The organism is Pseudomonas fluorescens, from assembly GCF_902497745.1.
Taxonomy (GTDB): Bacteria; Pseudomonadota; Gammaproteobacteria; order Pseudomonadales; family Pseudomonadaceae; genus Aquipseudomonas; species Aquipseudomonas fluorescens_BM.
In genome coordinates this window covers 309,767-325,993 of the sequence record NZ_CABVHJ010000007.1, presented here as the reverse complement: position 1 = coordinate 325,993, position 16,227 = coordinate 309,767, and the positions used below count along the sequence as shown (strand labels likewise).

General features: G+C 57.7%; 16 protein-coding genes and 1 pseudogene. 9 read left to right on the top strand and 8 right to left on the bottom strand.

The window, feature by feature from the left end; all coding sequences use genetic code 11:
- Positions 1-9 precede the first annotated feature (9 nt).
- The 6 genes from rpsK (at position 10) to bfr (ending at position 4,803) form a co-directional block, all read left to right on the top strand.
- A complete protein-coding gene (rpsK, locus tag F8N44_RS13935) occupies positions 10-399 on the top strand; it encodes a 30S ribosomal protein S11 (protein WP_002555466.1) in 390 nt (129 codons plus the stop codon).
- An 18-nt stretch (positions 400-417) separates the two neighbouring features.
- Positions 418-1,038 (top strand): 30S ribosomal protein S4, encoded by a 621-nt coding sequence (gene rpsD, locus F8N44_RS13930; protein WP_003176404.1) that lies wholly within the window; start codon positions 418-420, stop codon positions 1,036-1,038.
- 22 nt (positions 1,039-1,060) lie between these two features.
- Positions 1,061-2,062, top strand: coding sequence for a DNA-directed RNA polymerase subunit alpha (locus F8N44_RS13925; RefSeq protein ID WP_003186012.1), 1,002 nt, complete (start codon positions 1,061-1,063; stop codon positions 2,060-2,062).
- Positions 2,063-2,104: 42 nt separating this feature from the next.
- On the top strand, positions 2,105-2,491 hold the full coding sequence (gene rplQ, locus F8N44_RS13920) for a 50S ribosomal protein L17 (protein ID WP_003176402.1): 387 nt from the start codon (positions 2,105-2,107) through the stop codon (positions 2,489-2,491).
- A gap of 240 nt (positions 2,492-2,731) precedes the next feature.
- Positions 2,732-4,186, top strand: a complete 1,455-nt coding sequence (locus F8N44_RS13915; RefSeq protein WP_150650685.1) for a catalase — start codon at positions 2,732-2,734, stop codon at positions 4,184-4,186.
- Positions 4,187-4,335: 149 nt separating this feature from the next.
- Positions 4,336-4,803, top strand: a complete 468-nt coding sequence (gene bfr, locus F8N44_RS13910) for a bacterioferritin (RefSeq protein ID WP_007918444.1) — start codon at positions 4,336-4,338, stop codon at positions 4,801-4,803.
- Between the two features lie 64 nt (positions 4,804-4,867).
- Here the strand turns inward: bfr and uvrA are convergent, their stop codons facing one another.
- A complete protein-coding gene (uvrA, locus tag F8N44_RS13905; RefSeq protein WP_093434409.1) occupies positions 4,868-7,702 on the bottom strand; it encodes an excinuclease ABC subunit UvrA in 2,835 nt (944 codons plus the stop codon).
- A 191-nt stretch (positions 7,703-7,893) separates the two neighbouring features.
- Here uvrA and F8N44_RS13900 point away from each other — a divergent pair, with 191 nt between their 5' ends.
- The 3 genes from F8N44_RS13900 to F8N44_RS13890 all read left to right on the top strand — a co-directional run bounded on the left by F8N44_RS13900 (position 7,894) and on the right by F8N44_RS13890 (position 11,275).
- Positions 7,894-9,291 (top strand): MFS transporter, encoded by a 1,398-nt coding sequence (locus F8N44_RS13900; protein WP_150650684.1) that lies wholly within the window; start codon positions 7,894-7,896, stop codon positions 9,289-9,291.
- Between the two features lie 9 nt (positions 9,292-9,300).
- Complete coding sequence (locus F8N44_RS13895; RefSeq protein WP_127929967.1) at positions 9,301-9,828, top strand: single-stranded DNA-binding protein; 528 nt, start codon at positions 9,301-9,303, stop codon at positions 9,826-9,828.
- Positions 9,829-10,069: 241 nt separating this feature from the next.
- Complete coding sequence (locus F8N44_RS13890; protein WP_150650683.1) at positions 10,070-11,275, top strand: acyltransferase family protein; 1,206 nt, start codon at positions 10,070-10,072, stop codon at positions 11,273-11,275.
- A gap of 74 nt (positions 11,276-11,349) precedes the next feature.
- On the opposite strand, the gene F8N44_RS13885 is transcribed toward F8N44_RS13890, so the two are convergent.
- From F8N44_RS13885 to F8N44_RS31720, 7 genes and pseudogenes are all read right to left on the bottom strand, one after another.
- On the bottom strand, positions 11,350-12,507 hold the full coding sequence (locus F8N44_RS13885) for a glutathionylspermidine synthase family protein (RefSeq protein ID WP_150650682.1): 1,158 nt from the start codon (positions 12,505-12,507) through the stop codon (positions 11,350-11,352).
- 2 nt (positions 12,508-12,509) lie between these two features.
- Positions 12,510-13,205, bottom strand: coding sequence for a DUF1190 domain-containing protein (locus F8N44_RS13880; protein ID WP_150650681.1), 696 nt, complete (start codon positions 13,203-13,205; stop codon positions 12,510-12,512).
- A 17-nt stretch (positions 13,206-13,222) separates the two neighbouring features.
- Positions 13,223-13,648, bottom strand: coding sequence for a DUF350 domain-containing protein (locus F8N44_RS13875; RefSeq protein ID WP_141126626.1), 426 nt, complete (start codon positions 13,646-13,648; stop codon positions 13,223-13,225).
- A gap of 15 nt (positions 13,649-13,663) precedes the next feature.
- Positions 13,664-14,314 carry a DUF2491 family protein gene (locus tag F8N44_RS13870; protein ID WP_150650680.1) on the bottom strand — a complete coding sequence of 217 codons (651 nt, stop codon included), beginning with the start codon at positions 14,312-14,314 and terminating at the stop codon, positions 13,664-13,666.
- 212 nt (positions 14,315-14,526) lie between these two features.
- On the bottom strand, positions 14,527-15,225 hold the full coding sequence (locus F8N44_RS13860; RefSeq protein ID WP_150650679.1) for a PspA/IM30 family protein: 699 nt from the start codon (positions 15,223-15,225) through the stop codon (positions 14,527-14,529).
- A 17-nt stretch (positions 15,226-15,242) separates the two neighbouring features.
- Entirely contained in the window at positions 15,243-15,911 is a 669-nt protein-coding gene (locus F8N44_RS13855) for a YjfI family protein (RefSeq protein ID WP_150650678.1), read from the bottom strand.
- Positions 15,912-16,056: 145 nt separating this feature from the next.
- A pseudogene (locus F8N44_RS31720) lies at positions 16,057-16,227 on the bottom strand (cysteine hydrolase); the annotation flags it as partial.

Below are 16,227 nucleotides of genomic sequence, written 5' to 3'. Positions count from 1 at the left end.
AATTTAATCATGGCAAAACCTGCTGCTCGTCCTCGTAAAAAAGTTAAAAAGACAGTGGTTGATGGCATCGCCCACATCCATGCATCTTTTAACAACACCATCGTGACCATTACCGACCGTCAAGGTAACGCTCTTTCCTGGGCTACCTCCGGTGGTTCGGGTTTCCGCGGTTCCCGCAAGTCCACCCCGTTTGCTGCTCAAGTAGCTGCTGAACGTGCTGGTCAAGCTGCGCTGGAATACGGCCTGAAAAACCTCGACGTTAACGTCAAGGGTCCAGGTCCAGGTCGTGAATCCGCAGTCCGCGCTTTGAACGGCTGTGGCTACAAGATCGCCAGCATCACCGACGTGACGCCAATCCCGCACAACGGGTGCCGTCCGCCGAAGAAGCGCCGCGTGTAATCCAGGAGATTGTAAAGAATGGCTCGTTACATTGGTCCAAAATGCAAACTCGCTCGTCGCGAAGGCACCGATCTCTTCCTGAAGAGCGGCGTGCGCGCGATCGAATCGAAGTGCAACATTGAAGCAGCACCTGGTATCCACGGCCAACGCCGCGGTCGCCAGTCCGATTACGGCACCCAACTGCGTGAAAAGCAGAAGGTCCGTCGTATCTACGGCGTTCTCGAGCGTCAGTTCAGCGGCTACTACAAAGAAGCTGCTGGCAAGAAAGGTGCAACCGGTGAAAACCTGCTGCAACTGCTCGAATGCCGTCTGGACAACGTTGTATACCGTATGGGCTTTGGTTCGACTCGTGCCGAATCCCGTCAGCTGGTATCGCACAAGTCGATCAGCGTTAACGGTCAGACCGTAAACGTTCCGTCGTATCAGGTTCGTGCTGGTGACGTGGTTGCAGTTCGCGAGAAAGCAAAAAACCAACTTCGCATTGTCCAAGCTCTCGATCTGTGTGCCCAACGTGGCCGCGTAGAATGGGTAGAAGTAGACACTGAGAAGAAGTCGGGCGTTTTCAAGAACGTTCCTGCTCGCAGTGATCTGTCCGCCGACATCAACGAAAGCCTGATTGTCGAGCTCTACTCCAAGTAAGGGCTAGAAAATAGGTGCATCCATGCAGATTTCGGTAAATGAGTTCCTGACACCCCGCCACATTGATGTGCAGGTTGTCAGTCCAACCCGCGCCAAGATCACTCTCGAGCCTCTCGAGCGTGGTTTTGGCCACACCCTGGGCAACGCGCTGCGACGCATCCTGTTGTCCTCAATGCCCGGCTGCGCAGTAGTCGAGGCCGAGATTGACGGTGTGCTCCACGAGTACAGCGCCATCGAAGGTGTACAGGAAGACGTAATTGAAATCCTGTTGAACCTTAAAGGTCTGGCCATCAAGCTGCACGGTCGTGACGAAGTTACGCTGACCTTGTCGAAGAAGGGTTCGGGGGTGGTTACCGCTGCCGATATTCAGCTGGATCATGATGTCGAGATCGTTAATCCCGATCACGTAATCGCTAACCTGGCGTCTAACGGCGCCCTGAACATGAAGCTCACCGTAGCTCGTGGTCGTGGTTATGAACCAGCCGACTCGCGTCAGAGCGATGAAGACGAAAGCCGCAGCATCGGTCGCTTGCAGCTTGACTCTTCGTTCAGCCCGGTTCGCCGTATCGCATACGTGGTGGAAAACGCCCGTGTCGAGCAGCGTACCAACCTGGACAAGCTGGTTATTGATCTGGAAACCAACGGTACTCTGGATCCTGAAGAGGCTATTCGCCGCGCTGCAACCATCCTGCAACAGCAGTTGGCTGCGTTCGTCGACCTCAAAGGTGACAGTGAGCCAGTGGTTGTCGAGCAGGAAGACGAGATCGATCCGATCCTGCTTCGCCCGGTTGACGATCTGGAACTGACTGTACGTTCGGCTAACTGCCTTAAGGCGGAAAACATCTACTACATCGGTGACCTGATTCAGCGTACCGAAGTAGAGCTGTTGAAGACTCCGAACCTGGGCAAGAAATCCTTGACTGAAATCAAGGACGTTCTGGCCTCCCGCGGTCTGTCCCTCGGCATGCGCCTCGACAACTGGCCGCCTGCAAGTCTTAAGAAGGACGACAAGGCGACTGCCTGATCGTCGTAATCACCGAACGTAGTGTTTGGTAAGGAATGAACCATGCGTCATCGTAAAAGTGGTCGTCACCTGAGCCGCACCAGCTCGCACCGCAAGGCCATGTTCCAAAACATGGCGGTGTCGCTGTTCGAGCACGAGCTGATCAAAACTACTCTGCCAAAAGCCAAAGAACTGCGTCGCGTTGCTGAGCCGCTGATCACTCTGGCCAAGACAGATAGCCTGGCTAACCGCCGTCTGGCTTTCGACCGTACTCGTTCGAAAGCTATCGTTGGTAAGCTCTTCAACGACCTGGGCAAGCGTTACGCTACCCGTGAGGGTGGCTACCTGCGCATCCTCAAGTGCGGTTTCCGCGCTGGCGACAACGCGCCTATGGCGTACGTCGAGTTGGTTGATCGTGCTACTGCTGGCGAAGCTGTATCCGCCGAGTAAGACGTCAGTCTGAAACAAAGAACCGGGCCTAGTGCCCGGTTTTTTGTGCGCGTAAGAAAATGCGCTGTTCATACAAGCTTTTGACATGTCTCTGTTGTCACTATGTCCCGGGAAACATAATTAGTAATTATCTATCGATGTCTGCAAGTTAATGAATTTGTAGCTGTCACATGGATGATCAATACTTCCCAGCAAGCCGATTAGCCGGCAGTTTCAAGACTGACAGAGGAAGAAGACCGCATGAGCCAGATCAAAACGCTTACGACCGCCAGTGGCGCACCTGTCGCTGATAACCAGAATTCTCGCTCCGCCGGCCCACGTGGCCCGCTGCTGCTCGACGATTTTCACCTGATCGAGAAGCTTGCGCACTTCAACCGTGAAAATATCCCTGAACGCCGCGTACATGCAAAAGGCTCGGGCGCTTATGGCACGTTCACCGTGACCCGTGACATCAGCGAATACACCAGTGCCAAGTTGTTTGAGTCCGTCGGCAAGCGAACCCCTACCTTCCTGCGCTTCTCTACCGTGGGTGGCGAGCGTGGATCGGCCGACACCGAGCGCGATCCGCGCGGTTTCGCGCTGAAGTTCTACACCGAGGAAGGCAACTGGGACATCGTTGGCAACAACACGCCAGTGTTCTTCATACGTGACCCACTGAAATTCCCTGATTTCATCCACACCCAAAAGCGCCTGCCGCAGAGCAACCTGAAAAGCGCGCAGATGATGTGGGACTTCTGGTCGCATTCGCCTGAAGCACTGCACCAGGTGACCATTCTGTTCTCCGATCGTGGCATTCCTGACGGCTACCGGCACATGCACGGCTTTGGCAGCCACACTTACAGCCTGATCAACGCTCAAGGCGAGCGCCATTGGGTGAAGTGGCACTACAAAACCAAGCAGGGCATCAAGAATCTCGCACCCGCAGATGCAGCACGTCTGGCCGGCACTGATCCGGATTACGCTCAACGTGACTTGTTTGAAGCCATTGAACGCGGTGACTTCCCGAAATGGCGCGTATGCATCCAGATCATGACCGAGGCCCAGGCCTCAGTGCACTACGAGAACCCGTTCGATGTGACCAAGACCTGGTCGCAGAAGGAGTTCCCGCTGATCGAAGTGGGCGAACTGGAATTGAACCGCAACCCGCAGAGCTATTTCGCTGAAGTTGAGCAAGCCGCGTTCGGCCCAAGCAACATGGTGCCAGGCGTTGGTCTGTCGCCAGATCGCATGCTGCAAGGTCGCGTATTCGCCTATGCCGACGCACACCGCTACCGTGTCGGTACCAATCACCAGCAACTGCCAGTAAACGCGCCACGTAGCCCGGTGAACACTTACCAGCGTGATGGCTCGATGGCGTTCGGCAGCAATGGTGGTGCGGCGCCTAACTACGAACCGAACAGCTACATCGAATCGCCGAAACAAGCTCCACATTACGCCGAGCCGGCGTTGGTCCTGAGTGGTGCGGCTGATCGTTACGATCATCGCGAAGACACTGATTACTACAGCCACGCCGGTGCGCTGTTCCGCCTGATGAGCGACGAGCAGAAAGCGTTGCTGGTCAGCAACATCGCTGGTGCGATGAGCGGAGTTTCGACTGATGTAGTCGACCGCCAGTTGCAGCATTTCTACAAAGCCGACCCGGCGTATGGAGAAGCAATCGCAAAGCTGCTCAAAGTACAGCTTAACGAAGTCTAAACGAGAAGCAGAACCGCCCTCATTTGGGCGGTTTTTGCGTTATTTAGGCTGCTTTTCCAAGAATATCTTCGCTTTTATTGCGCGTAACGGGTGACCTTCCAGTCAGGTTGGTTCAAACTACAGACTTTCAAGTAGGGAGATGTAGGGCGATGCAAGGCCACCCAGACGTAATCGATTACCTCAACACGTTGCTGACCGGCGAGCTGGCCGCGCGTGATCAATATTTCGTTCATTCGCGGATGTATGAGGACTGGGGGTTCACCAAGCTCTACGAGCGAATCAACCACGAGATGGAAGAAGAAGCGGGTCACGCTGACGCGTTGATGCGTCGGATTCTGATGCTCGAAGGCACGCCTCGCATGCGCCCGGATGATCTGGATGTCGGCACCACGGTGCCGGAAATGCTCGAAGCGGATCTACGCCTCGAATACAAAGTTCGCGCCGCCCTGTGCAAAGGCATCGAGCTGTGCGAACAGCACAAAGACTACGTCAGCCGCGAGATTCTGCGCGTGCAGTTGAACGACACCGAAGAAGATCACACCTACTGGCTGGAAAAGCAGTTGGGCCTGATCAAGCTGATCGGTCTCGAGAACTACCTGCAATCGCACACGTCCTGATTGCTGCAGTTAAAAAAAGCCCCTGTCACTGTTGAAGTGACAGGGGTTTTTTCATGCCTGGCTTTTAAGCCCGATCACGGATCAGCAATGGCTTGAGGTAATGGCCAGTGTGAGATTGCTTCATCTCGGCCACGTCCTCAGGGGTGCCAGTGGCAATGATCTGCCCACCCTTGGAACCGCCCTCAGGCCCGAGATCCACCAGCCAGTCGGCCGTCTTGATCACGTCGAGGTTGTGTTCGATCACCACGACAGTGTTGCCGTGGTCGCGCAGGCGATGCAGCACGTCGAGCAATTGCTGGATATCCGCGAAGTGCAAACCAGTGGTTGGCTCATCGAGGATATACAGGGTCTTGCCAGTGTCACGCTTGGACAGCTCGCGAGACAGCTTGACCCGCTGTGCCTCGCCACCAGACAGCGTGGTCGCCGACTGCCCAAGCTTGATGTACGACAGACCGACATCCATCAACGTTTGCAGCTTGCGCGCCAGCGCCGGTACTGCGTCGAAGAACTCCCGCGCCTCCTCGATGGTCATCTCGAGGGTTTCGTGAATGCTCTTGCCCTTGTATTTGATTTCAAGGGTTTCGCGGTTGTAGCGCTTGCTCTTGCATACGTCGCACGGCACGTAGATGTCCGGCAGGAAGTGCATCTCGACCTTGATCAGGCCATCGCCCTGACAAGCTTCGCAGCGACCGCCCTTGACGTTGAACGAGAAACGACCCGGGCCGTAACCGCGGGAGCGTGACTCAGGTACGCCGGCAAACAGTTCACGGATTGGGGTGAACAGGCCGGTATAGGTCGCAGGGTTGGAGCGCGGTGTACGACCGATCGGGCTCTGGTCGATGTCGACGACTTTGTCGAGATGTTCCAGGCCTTTGATGCTGTCGTGCGCCGCTGCTTCCAGCGTGGTCGCGCCGTTGAGGGCGGTGGCGCTCAGCGGGAACAGGGTATTGTTGATCAGCGTCGACTTGCCCGAGCCGGACACGCCGGTGACGCAAGTCAGCAGACCAATCGGGATGTCCAGATCGACATTGCGCAGGTTATTGCCGCGCGCCCCTTTGAGCGACAGGTTGAGTTTTTTGTTGCGCGGGGTGCGTTTGGCTGGCACTTCGATCTTCACCCGGCCCGACAGGTATTTGCCGGTCAGCGAGTCCGGGTGAGCCATGACTTCAGCCGGCGTACCTTCGGCAACGATTTGCCCGCCATGCACACCGGCGCCCGGGCCGATGTCGACGACATAGTCAGCCAGGCGAATCGCGTCTTCGTCGTGCTCGACCACAATCACCGTGTTGCCGATATCGCGCAGGTGCTTGAGTGTGCCGAGCAGTCGATCGTTATCTCGCTGGTGCAAGCCGATGGACGGTTCGTCGAGGATGTACAGAACGCCAACAAGTCCGGCACCGATCTGGCTGGCCAGGCGAATCCGCTGCGCCTCACCGCCCGAGAGGGTGTCAGCACTGCGATCCAGCGACAGATAATCGAGACCGACATTGACGAGGAACTGCAGGCGCTCGCGGATCTCCTTGAGGATCTTGTCCGCGATCTCGCCGCGGCGGCCGGTCATCTTCAGCTCGCCGAAGTACTCGCAAGCATCGCCGATCGGCAGATTGGTCACTGCTGGCAAAGTCTTCTCGCCGACCCACACATGTCGCGCTTCACGACGCAAACGGGTACCACGGCAATCCGGGCACGACTGAGTGCTGAGGAACTTGGCCAGTTCTTCACGCACACTCGCCGACTCGGTTTCGCGGTAGCGACGCTCAAGGTTGGGCACGATGCCTTCGAACGGGTGCGAGCGTTTGACGATATCGCCACGGTCGTTCAGGTATTTGAAGTCGACGTTCTGCGAACCACTGCCATGCAGGATGAATTTCTGCTGATCGGCCGGCAGTTCGTTGAACGGTACTTCGAGGCTGAAACCGTAGTGCGAGGCCAGTGAGCCGAGCATCTGGAAGTAATAGACGTTGCGCCGGTCCCAGCCGCGAATTGCTCCCTCGGCCAAGGTCAGGTCACCGTTGACCAGCCGCTTGATGTCGAAGAACTGCTTCACGCCCAGGCCATCACAGGTCGGGCAAGCGCCGGCCGGGTTGTTGAAGGAAAACAGCTTGGGTTCCAGCTCACTGATGGCATGGCCACAGATCGGGCAGGCGAAGCGCGCGGAGAAGATCATCTCTTCGCCCGGCTCGTCGTCCATTGGCGCGACCAGAGCGATGCCATCCGCCAGTTTCAGCGCGGTCTCGAAGGATTCGGCCAGACGCTGCTGCAGGTCGGCGCGAACCTTGAAGCGGTCGACGATCACATCGATCGAGTGCTTCTTCTGTTTATCCAGTTTCGGCAGTTCATCGAGTTCGCAGATGCGGCCATTGACCCGTGCACGGACGAAACCCTGGGCGCGCAGCTCTTCGAAGACCGACAGGTGTTCGCCTTTACGTTCGCGAATCACCGGCGCCAGCAACATCAGTTTGCTGCCTTCCGGTTGCGCCAGGACCAGATCGACCATCTGGCTGACGGTCTGCGCCTCCAGTGGAATATCGTGATCCGGGCAGCGCGGCGTACCGACGCGTGCATAGAGCAAACGCAGGTAGTCGTAGATTTCGGTGATGGTGCCGACCGTAGAGCGCGGGTTGTGCGAGGTCGACTTCTGTTCGATGGAAATTGCCGGCGACAGGCCTTCGATGGTGTCGACGTCGGGCTTTTCCATCATTGATAGAAACTGGCGGGCATAGGCCGACAGCGATTCGACATAGCGGCGCTGACCTTCGGCGTACAGCGTATCGAAGGCCAGGGACGACTTGCCGGATCCGGACAGGCCGGTGATGACGATCAGTTTGTCCCGTGGCAGGGTCAGGTCGATGTTCTTCAGGTTGTGGGTACGGGCCCCACGTATCAGGATCTTGTCCAAAGTGGCCTCGCTCGGCGGGCGTCGAAAACGTAGGAGTATACGGGCAAATACTGGATGGATGCACACTATCAAACGAAGGGTTTTTTGCCCTGGATGAAGAGAGTTTCATCTATACGCGTCAAAGCGTCGCGATCTACCCCGTCTTCCGATGGGACTGGTAGAATCGCCGCCGGTTCACACGAGGTTTTTCCATGCACGATCCCCACAGCGAACGCATGAGTGGCAGCGAGACCCGCGCGGCGAGCGGTCTGGCCCTGGTGTTCGCCTTCCGTATGCTGGGCATGTTTATGGTGTTGCCGGTACTGGCGACCTACGGCATGGATCTGGCAGGCGCGACCCCGGCCCTGATCGGGTTGGCAATCGGCGCTTACGGCTTGACCCAAGCGATTTTCCAGATTCCGTTCGGGATCATTTCCGACCGCATTGGCCGTCGCCCGGTGATTTACCTCGGACTGATCGTCTTCGCCCTTGGCAGCGTGCTGGCCTCGCAAGCCGATTCGATCTGGGGCGTGATTGCCGGCCGGATCCTGCAAGGTGCCGGCGCCATTTCTGCGGCGGTGATGGCATTGCTTTCCGACCTCACCCGCGAGCAACACCGCACCAAGGCCATGGCGATGATCGGCATGACAATTGGCCTGTCGTTCGCCGTGGCCATGGTTGTGGGGCCTTTGCTGACACGCGCGTTCGGCTTGTCGGGGTTGTTCCTGGCCACCGGTGGCATGGCATTGGTGGGGATTGTGATCGTGATGTTCATGGTGCCCAAGTCCACTGGTCCGCTGACGCACCGTGAGTCCGGCGTCGCGCGTCAGGCGTTGATGCCGACACTCAAGCATCCTGACTTGCTGCGGCTCGATCTGGGCATCTTTGTGTTACATGCCATGTTGATGTCGAGCTTCGTCGCGCTGCCTCTGGCGCTGGTGGAAAAAGCCGGTTTGCCCAAGGAACAGCACTGGTGGGTCTATCTCACCGCGCTGCTGATTTCGTTCTTCGCCATGATCCCGTTCATCATCTATGGCGAGAAGAAACGCAAAATGAAACGAGTTTTGCTTGGCGCCGTCATGACGCTGATGCTGACTGAGCTATTCTTCTGGCAGTTCGGCGACAGCCTGCGGGCACTGGTGATCGGTACGGTGGTGTTCTTCACCGCGTTCAATCTGCTGGAAGCTTCATTGCCGTCGCTGATCAGCAAGGTTTCACCGGCAGGCGGGAAGGGCACGGCCATGGGCGTGTACTCCACCAGCCAGTTCCTCGGTTCGGCACTCGGCGGGATACTCGGCGGCTGGCTGTTTCAGCATGGCGGTCTGTCGGTTGTGTTCCTTGGATGCGCGGGTCTGGCTGCCATCTGGCTGGCCTTTGCTGTTACCATGCGTGAACCTCCCTACGTGACGAGCCTGCGCTTGCCGTTGTCGCCCGAGGCGATCCGCGAAGCGGGTCTGGTCGAGCGCCTCAAGGCCCTCGTAGGGGTAACCGATGCAGTGATAGTTGCTGACGAAGCAGCTGTTTACATCAAACTGGACAAAGAATTAGTGGATCGCGACACCCTCGAACGCCTGGTGAACAACCCGGCCGGGGCTGCTTGCGAAGCCTAGGAGAACGTTATGGCCCGTGGGGTTAACAAAGTCATATTGGTCGGCACTTGCGGCCAGGATCCCGAAGTTCGCTACCTGCCTAACGGTAACGCCGTGACCAACCTGAGTCTGGCCACCAGCGAACAGTGGACCGACAAGCAAACCGGTCAGAAGGTCGAGAAGACCGAGTGGCACCGTGTTTCGATGTTCGGCAAGGTTGCCGAAATCGCCGGCGAATACCTGCGCAAGGGTTCGCAGGTGTACATCGAAGGCAAGCTGCAGACCCGCGAGTGGGAAAAAGACGGTATCAAGCGTTACACCACTGAAATCGTGGTCGACATGCAAGGCACCATGCAACTGCTCGGCGGCCGTCCACAACAGGGCGATCAGCAGGGCGGTGGCAACAACTACCAGCAGTCGGCGCCATCTGCTCCACGTCAGCAGGCTCCGCGCCCGCAGCAGTCGGCTCCACAGCAGCGTTCGGCTCCGGCTCCACAGCAGGCCGCACCGCAACCGGCTCCGGATTTCGACAGCTTTGATGACGATATTCCGTTCTGATGTTGATCTGATTTAACCAAAACCCCCGCATTGCGGGGGTTTTGTCGTTTCTGGGGGCGCGTTTCAAGGTGATGACCGCCAACTGACCAGCCAGTCTTCGTCGATATCCCGATAAAGTTACGCTCAGAGTCTTGAAGGCTGTTGCCAGCCGTTCCATGATCCGTGCCGTCGTCTGTTGAACCTGCCCGTCTTCGCCAGAACAGCTTTGCAGTCTGTTCATACACAACAACAAGAGAGTCCAATGAGCAGTAGCAAAAACAAGGAAATCGAGTATTTGCGCGGGGCGGCCATCCTCATGACGATCATGGCCCATCTTCCTCAATTGCTGCCGTTTCAGGGAGTGTTCCTGACCAAACTGTTCACGGTGTATTCACCCTGGACCGGGGTGGATCTGTTCTTCTGCATTTCCGGATACGTGGTCAGTAAGGCTTATCTCGATTATTTCGATAAAAACCGGCAGCAGAACCGGTTTGGCATGGCCGCGACTTCCTTCTGGATCCGCCGTGCGTATCGCCTTCTGCCGACGGCATGGCTGTGGGTATTGATCCCACTGGTGTTCTCGATTTTCTTCAACCAGTCGAACGCCTTCCAGTCCTGGTTCGACAATTTGCGCAGCTTCACCGCTGTTGCGACATTTTCGGGCAATCTGGCCAATCAGTACGGCGCGATTCTGGGGCCTAACTCGGTGTATTGGAGCCTGGCGCTGGAGGAGCAGTTTTACTTCATCTTCCCGTTGTTCCTGTTGCTGGTGACCTCGACACGCTGGCGGGTGATTGTCTTGATCGCGCTGATCGCCGCGCAGTTCGGCTTTGATCGCAATGCCTTTGGTGCGGCGCCGGCACCGATGCTTTTTTCGTTCCGGCTCGATGCGATGATGTGGGGGATTCTGCTCTGCCTGTTCACACGCACGTCGCTGTACAAGGAACTTGAGCCGGTCGCGCTCGGCGCCAGTCTGTTCAAGCGCCTGGCGCTGACCCTGGGGCTTCTGTACATGTTGGGTGCCATTGCGGCGCAATTGCTTGTAATGCCGATTGCTGTCGGCCTGATCGCGATAACCGCAGTGATCATGGTCTGGCTGGCCAGTTACGACAAAGGCTACATCTATTGTCCTGCGCTGTTGCGCGGGTTGTTCGACTGGCTGGGCTCGCGCTCATACGCCTTGTACGTCGTGCATGTATTCGCTTACCACCTGAGTACCGAAATCTGGACGCGCATGGCCGGCAGCAATGGCGGGACGCTGGGGGCGGACTACACGGTTGAACTCTTGCTCACGTCGTTGTTGATCATGCTGGTGTGTAGTGAACTGAATTATCGGTTTGTCGAAACACCATTGCGTCGTCGCGGCGCGGAAATCTCCCGTCGCAGGATGGCCGGCATTGCCGCCACCGAGACCGCCAATGCGGATGCTTCGATTACGGATCGCTCGCGCACGACAGAGCTGTCGTAAGCCACAGCCATAAAAAAACCGTAGCGCACCAACGCTACGGTTTTTTTTGCCCGGCCCCTGCCGTGCCGAAGCGATCAATCGAGGATCAAATGCGGCAGAAACCGGCTTGAATCCTTGGTGATCAGACTGTTGTCCTCACGCACGCCAATCCCCGCCGCCTGATCGCCAATCACCCAGGAACCGATGAGCGTGTAGCTGTCATCGAACTTTGGCAGTGGCGCAAATTCCTGCAGGACGAATGGCGCATCGGTGTAGGGTCCGTCCTCTTTGACAATCAGACCTTGCGCCGTTTGCAGTTCGATGTTGGCACCTTCCCGGGAAAAGTACGGTTTGCGCACCCAGCCCCTGGGCACAGCACTGGCTGGATCCGGATCGAGATGCGCCGCGAGCAGATTCGGATGGCCCTTGTGCAGTTCCCACAGCAACGGCAGCGCGCCTTTGTTTGACAGGATGGCTTTCCATGCCGGTTCGAAAAACTGCGTGTCGCACTCGGCAATCGCCGCGCCGAACGGTTCGTGGAAGATAAACTCCCAGGCATGCAGCTTGAACAGGTGCGGGATCCAGCGATCCTCCAGATCAACAAAGCGACCTTCAGCGGTCAAGCCGATGTCTTCAATATCGATATGCCGCGATTCGATACCGACCTTTTCGGCAATCAAGCGCAGGTAATCCGTGGTGCCCTTGTCTTCGACCGAATCTTTCATTGAGGCGAAGTAGAACGGCCGCTTCAGTTGCAGCTCGGCGAAGGCCTGATGCAGCTTGGTATCGATGCTGTTGAACTGGTCGGCATGGCGCGGCAGCGTGCCGCGCTCGATGCATTGCTCCAGCCAGCCCCACTGGAACGCCGCCGCTTCGTAAAGACTGGTTGGCGTGTCGTAGTTGAGCTCCAGCAGCTTCGCCGGGCCGTTGCCGCTGTAGGAAAAGTCCATGCGCCCATACAGATGCGGATGACCTTCCCGCCAGGACGTGCGGATCATGTCGTAGTACGCCGCCGGGATGCTCAGGCGATCCAGCAACTCTTCGCTGTTGACCACACGGTCGACCAGATCCATGCACATCTCGTGCAGTTCGGTGGTCGGGTCTTCGAGATCGTTTTCGATTTGCGCGAGCGTGAACTGGTAGTACGCGCTTTCGTCCCAGTACGGCTCATCGTCGATAGTGTGAAACATGAAGCCGAGGCTCTCGGCGGTCTGTTTCCAGTCGGGGCGCTCGGCGCAGAGGATCTTCTTCATCGTCAGCTGCTCGAACGACCAGAACCAGAACTGCTGCCCCAACCACCCCAGCCGCTACGCGCACTCGACTGGCTGCCGAAGCCGCCGCGTGAGGTCGAAGAAGCCACGTTGACCGGTTTGCTTTTACTGCTCTCGTAATCCGCTTGGCTACGCGTCGTGGTGTCGGCTCTGCGGTACTGCGTCGAGGTGTTGTAGGGCTGGCGCGTTTCGCGATCGCGGTAAACCGTGCGTTCGGCGTTGTTGCTCATTGCGTTGCCGATCAGCCAACCGGTCAGCCAACCGTTGCCACCGCCACTGGAGGTGTGCGAAGTGTTTTGCACACTCTGCACAGCCGCCGCATCACCCGCAGGCATTTGCGCGCCGGCGATGGCGTCGAGATTCTGCGCAGGCTCACCGTCTTTCGGCACTTTGAAGCCGCCGAGTTTCGGCACGAAGCGGCCGTCGGAATTCTTCTGACACCAGTCAGCGGCAAAATCCGCATCGCACTTGGTCTTGTCGTCGTACGCCGGGGCGATGCGCCGGTGTTCGGTCAGGGCGGCGACGTAGGCGCTGGAGCAGACATCGGCAGCCACTTCGGCGCCGACACACTGTTCCAGACTCTGGAAATTGCGCGGTTGATCCGCGGCTGTCACCTGGCCGGAAATAGCCATGGCCACCGAGGCCGCGAGGGACAGCTGAACGTATTTGCTGCGTTTCATCGAAGGCTTCCTGCCGATCAGTTGGACGGTGTCATGCACGCCGCATTGAGCATGCCGACGCTGATTGCGACCGCAGCGACATAGATACCCGAAGCAATTTCACCGTTGGCGATGCGTTGCGAAGTGCCTTTGAGCACCAGACCCGTGGCCAGAAACGCCAGCAGTTGCACGACGGCGGCAATCACCGCCCAGAGCACGAAATCGAGAACATTGACCGAAAATGCAATCACGTTACTGGCCGGAATCGCGAAGCCGATGATCGCGCCGGACAGGGCGATTGCTGCGGCGATGTTGCCGGAGCGAATCAGCTCGAACTCTTTGTGCGGCGTGATGCGCGTGTAGACAAATTGAAACAGCATGAACAGCAGTACGGCGCCGATGAGGTAGACGACGAAACCGACCAGCGCGGTTTTGTTCAGGGAAACGGCCAGCACTTCCAGCATGAAAAACTTCCTTTTTTAAATGGTGCTCAGATCTGTCGTGTACAGCGAAATGCCCAGCGAGGTGCTCAGGCTGACGGTGCCTTCTTCGTCCTGTTCGACGGAGAACAGCAGCAATTCGCGGCGATCGGTCAGGCCGGTCTCGCGCGCATAAAGCATGGAGTGATGTTCGATGGTGTAGCTCTCGTCCGGATTGACCACTTGTTCGGTCATCGGTACGAGTTCGGTCTGGCCTTGTTCAGTGCCCCACTCGCGGGTGTATTCGACGCCGTCGTGGTTGTAGCCGGGCAGGCCGATCTGGCTGTTGGGGCCGGCCAGGCGCTGCAGTTCGGCGTCACTGTTGACTGTTACGTAGCTGAGGTAATTGAACAGCGTGACCGATTCGATCTGATCGTCACCGGTAACGTGGATCTGCAGCCAGAAGTCCTCGTCGTTCATGTAATAGCGGTGCAGTTTGTTGGACTGGCCGAGGTCGACCCAGCCGTGGCTCCAGATCGCCTGATCGAAGGGCACGCGCACCGTGGTCGAACCGTCGAGCAACAGCGCCAGCGTCGTATCGAACCTGACGGCTTTGCCTTGCGCCATGCCGAGTGGACCGCTGACAACGGTCGGCGTCGGCGCAGCGGTCTGCCAGTTGCTGGTGCCCAGCAAGTCTTTAAACCATCCCATGGGTACGTTCCTTGAAGCGGGTGGAGGTGTTCGTCGGCGAAAAAGCGTGGCTAGTGTACCGGGCTGAGCGGCGAACGAGGATAGCGATTTCTACGCCATAAACCATGTGGGAGCGAGCTTGCTCGCGAAGAGGGCGTGTCAGTCAACATTGATGTCGACTGATACGACGCTTTCGCGAGCAAGCTCGCTCCCACAGGTTTTTTGCGCAGTGTTTACTGCGTGGACTTTTGCTTCAGACGCTCAAGAATCGCGTTGGCGCTGCCTTCGTTCGGCGTAATGCCGGCGTCGCGCAGTTTGCGTTCCAGGTCGTTGCCGGTCGACGCGTCAGCCAGTTCGTCCGCCGCGCTCAGCTCGGCAGCACGTTGCTGCTGTTTGGCTTGCAGGCGGTTCAACGTACCGACCGCCGTTTCCAGTTTGCCATTGGCACCGCCACTGGCAATGGAGGCGCTGACCTGGGCTTTCTGCACGCTTTCGCGGGCCTTGGCCATGTCTACTTGCTGGCGCAGGCTCTTGATCCGCGATTCGGCCTTGCTGATGTCTTTGCGCATGTTTTCGGCGTAAGTGCCGAACTCGTCGCTCTGCTTTTTCTCAACATCCAGTTCGTTGGTCAGGGTCGAAATCGCTTCGGCCACTTCCAGCGCCAGGTCTTCACGGCCGGCATTCAGCGCCGAGACGGCTTTGGCTTCCAGATCCTTGATCTTGGCGTCGTACTCGCTCACGCGGTCGGCGGCCAGTTTGTGTTTGGCCATGATGGTGACCAGTTCGCGACGAGCGTTCGACAGCGCGCTGTCGGCATCACGGATTTCCTGATCGAGGATGCGCAGGGCCTGTTGGTCCGCGATCGCTTCGCCGACTTCATTGGCGCCGCCGCGCAGTGCGGTGAACAACTTGCTCCAGATGGACTGAGTCATTGGATATTCCTTGTTGATTACTTGAAGAAGTGTTCGAAGGCTTCACTCGCGCGCTGCACGTTGTCGACCAGGGTTTTCACTTCGGTGACGACGTTGGTCAGGCTCGAGTCGGCGCTGAGGGCGCCAAACATGTTGTAAACGGTCTGCCCGTTGGGCATCGACTCGATACCGATCGACGACAGCGGGAACATTTCCCGGCTGCGCAACACGGCGTCGTTGAAGGCCGCTACGTTCGAGATCGAATCGATGTCCACCAGCACGGTGTCGACGATGATCTGCTGGCCGGCCAGGGCGATGTGAATCGGCAGACCGCCGAATTCGTTCATTTCCAGCTTGATGCTGGGCTCGGAGCTCTGGATCAGCGACAGCGTGATCTCTTGCGAAGCCACCTCGTCCAGAGCCTTGAGGGCGTTGAAGAGGCTATCGATGGTCCAGTTGTTGCCTGCGCTCATGTAATTCTCCGACATGAAAGAGCCAGCCAGAATCGGTTGGCGTAGCTGTTGCTCCATTTGCTTGAGCAAGCTTCGGTTTTCGGGAAGCACCCAAGTTTCGTGTTTCACATAACCGGCAGCGGCCAGGCCTGCGCGCATCTGCTTCATATAGAAGCTCGACGGTTTTTTCGCCGACGGTTTCGCGCGCTCCCCCTTGGGACTCTCTGATTTCGCTGCAGGGGTACGGCTTTTCATGGCAATGGCTCGGTTATGGATATCTCACGCGTGAGCCACACTACAACCAATTCAAAGTCCCATCAATGGCTCACGCGTGAGATTTTTATGACAGGCGAAAAAAGGCCCGCGATAACGCGGGCCCAGTGTTTTTGCGAAATATGACTCAGCTATTGGCTGCGAGGAATTGGTCAGTGGATACCACGCTGGCGTAGGCAAAACCCAGCGCTGACATGAAAGCCGCGTGCACGTGGGCGGCCGGCACAGTAAGCCCGTTGAATTCCAGGTCGCGGCTGGCGCAGGCATCGTGAATCACTGTGACGGCATAACCGAGATC

What these genes read in the sequence shown, in the direction of transcription:
- rpsK (WP_002555466.1), top strand. Translation starts at nt 10, where the DNA reads ATGGCAAAACCTGCTGCTCGTCCTCGTAAAAAAGTTAAAAAGACAGTG.
- rpsD (WP_003176404.1), top strand. Translation starts at nt 418, where the DNA reads ATGGCTCGTTACATTGGTCCAAAATGCAAACTCGCTCGTCGCGAAGGC.
- F8N44_RS13925 (WP_003186012.1), top strand. Translation starts at nt 1,061, where the DNA reads ATGCAGATTTCGGTAAATGAGTTCCTGACACCCCGCCACATTGATGTG.
- rplQ (WP_003176402.1), top strand. Translation starts at nt 2,105, where the DNA reads ATGCGTCATCGTAAAAGTGGTCGTCACCTGAGCCGCACCAGCTCGCAC.
- F8N44_RS13915 (WP_150650685.1), top strand. Translation starts at nt 2,732, where the DNA reads ATGAGCCAGATCAAAACGCTTACGACCGCCAGTGGCGCACCTGTCGCT.
- bfr (WP_007918444.1), top strand. Translation starts at nt 4,336, where the DNA reads ATGCAAGGCCACCCAGACGTAATCGATTACCTCAACACGTTGCTGACC.
- F8N44_RS13900 (WP_150650684.1), top strand. Translation starts at nt 7,894, where the DNA reads ATGCACGATCCCCACAGCGAACGCATGAGTGGCAGCGAGACCCGCGCG.
- F8N44_RS13895 (WP_127929967.1), top strand. Translation starts at nt 9,301, where the DNA reads ATGGCCCGTGGGGTTAACAAAGTCATATTGGTCGGCACTTGCGGCCAG.
- F8N44_RS13890 (WP_150650683.1), top strand. Translation starts at nt 10,070, where the DNA reads ATGAGCAGTAGCAAAAACAAGGAAATCGAGTATTTGCGCGGGGCGGCC.
- F8N44_RS13885 (WP_150650682.1), bottom strand. Translation starts at nt 12,507, where the DNA reads ATGAAGAAGATCCTCTGCGCCGAGCGCCCCGACTGGAAACAGACCGCC.
- F8N44_RS13880 (WP_150650681.1), bottom strand. Translation starts at nt 13,205, where the DNA reads ATGAAACGCAGCAAATACGTTCAGCTGTCCCTCGCGGCCTCGGTGGCC.
- F8N44_RS13875 (WP_141126626.1), bottom strand. Translation starts at nt 13,648, where the DNA reads ATGCTGGAAGTGCTGGCCGTTTCCCTGAACAAAACCGCGCTGGTCGGT.
- F8N44_RS13870 (WP_150650680.1), bottom strand. Translation starts at nt 14,314, where the DNA reads ATGGGATGGTTTAAAGACTTGCTGGGCACCAGCAACTGGCAGACCGCT.
- F8N44_RS13860 (WP_150650679.1), bottom strand. Translation starts at nt 15,225, where the DNA reads ATGACTCAGTCCATCTGGAGCAAGTTGTTCACCGCACTGCGCGGCGGC.
- F8N44_RS13855 (WP_150650678.1), bottom strand. Translation starts at nt 15,911, where the DNA reads ATGAAAAGCCGTACCCCTGCAGCGAAATCAGAGAGTCCCAAGGGGGAG.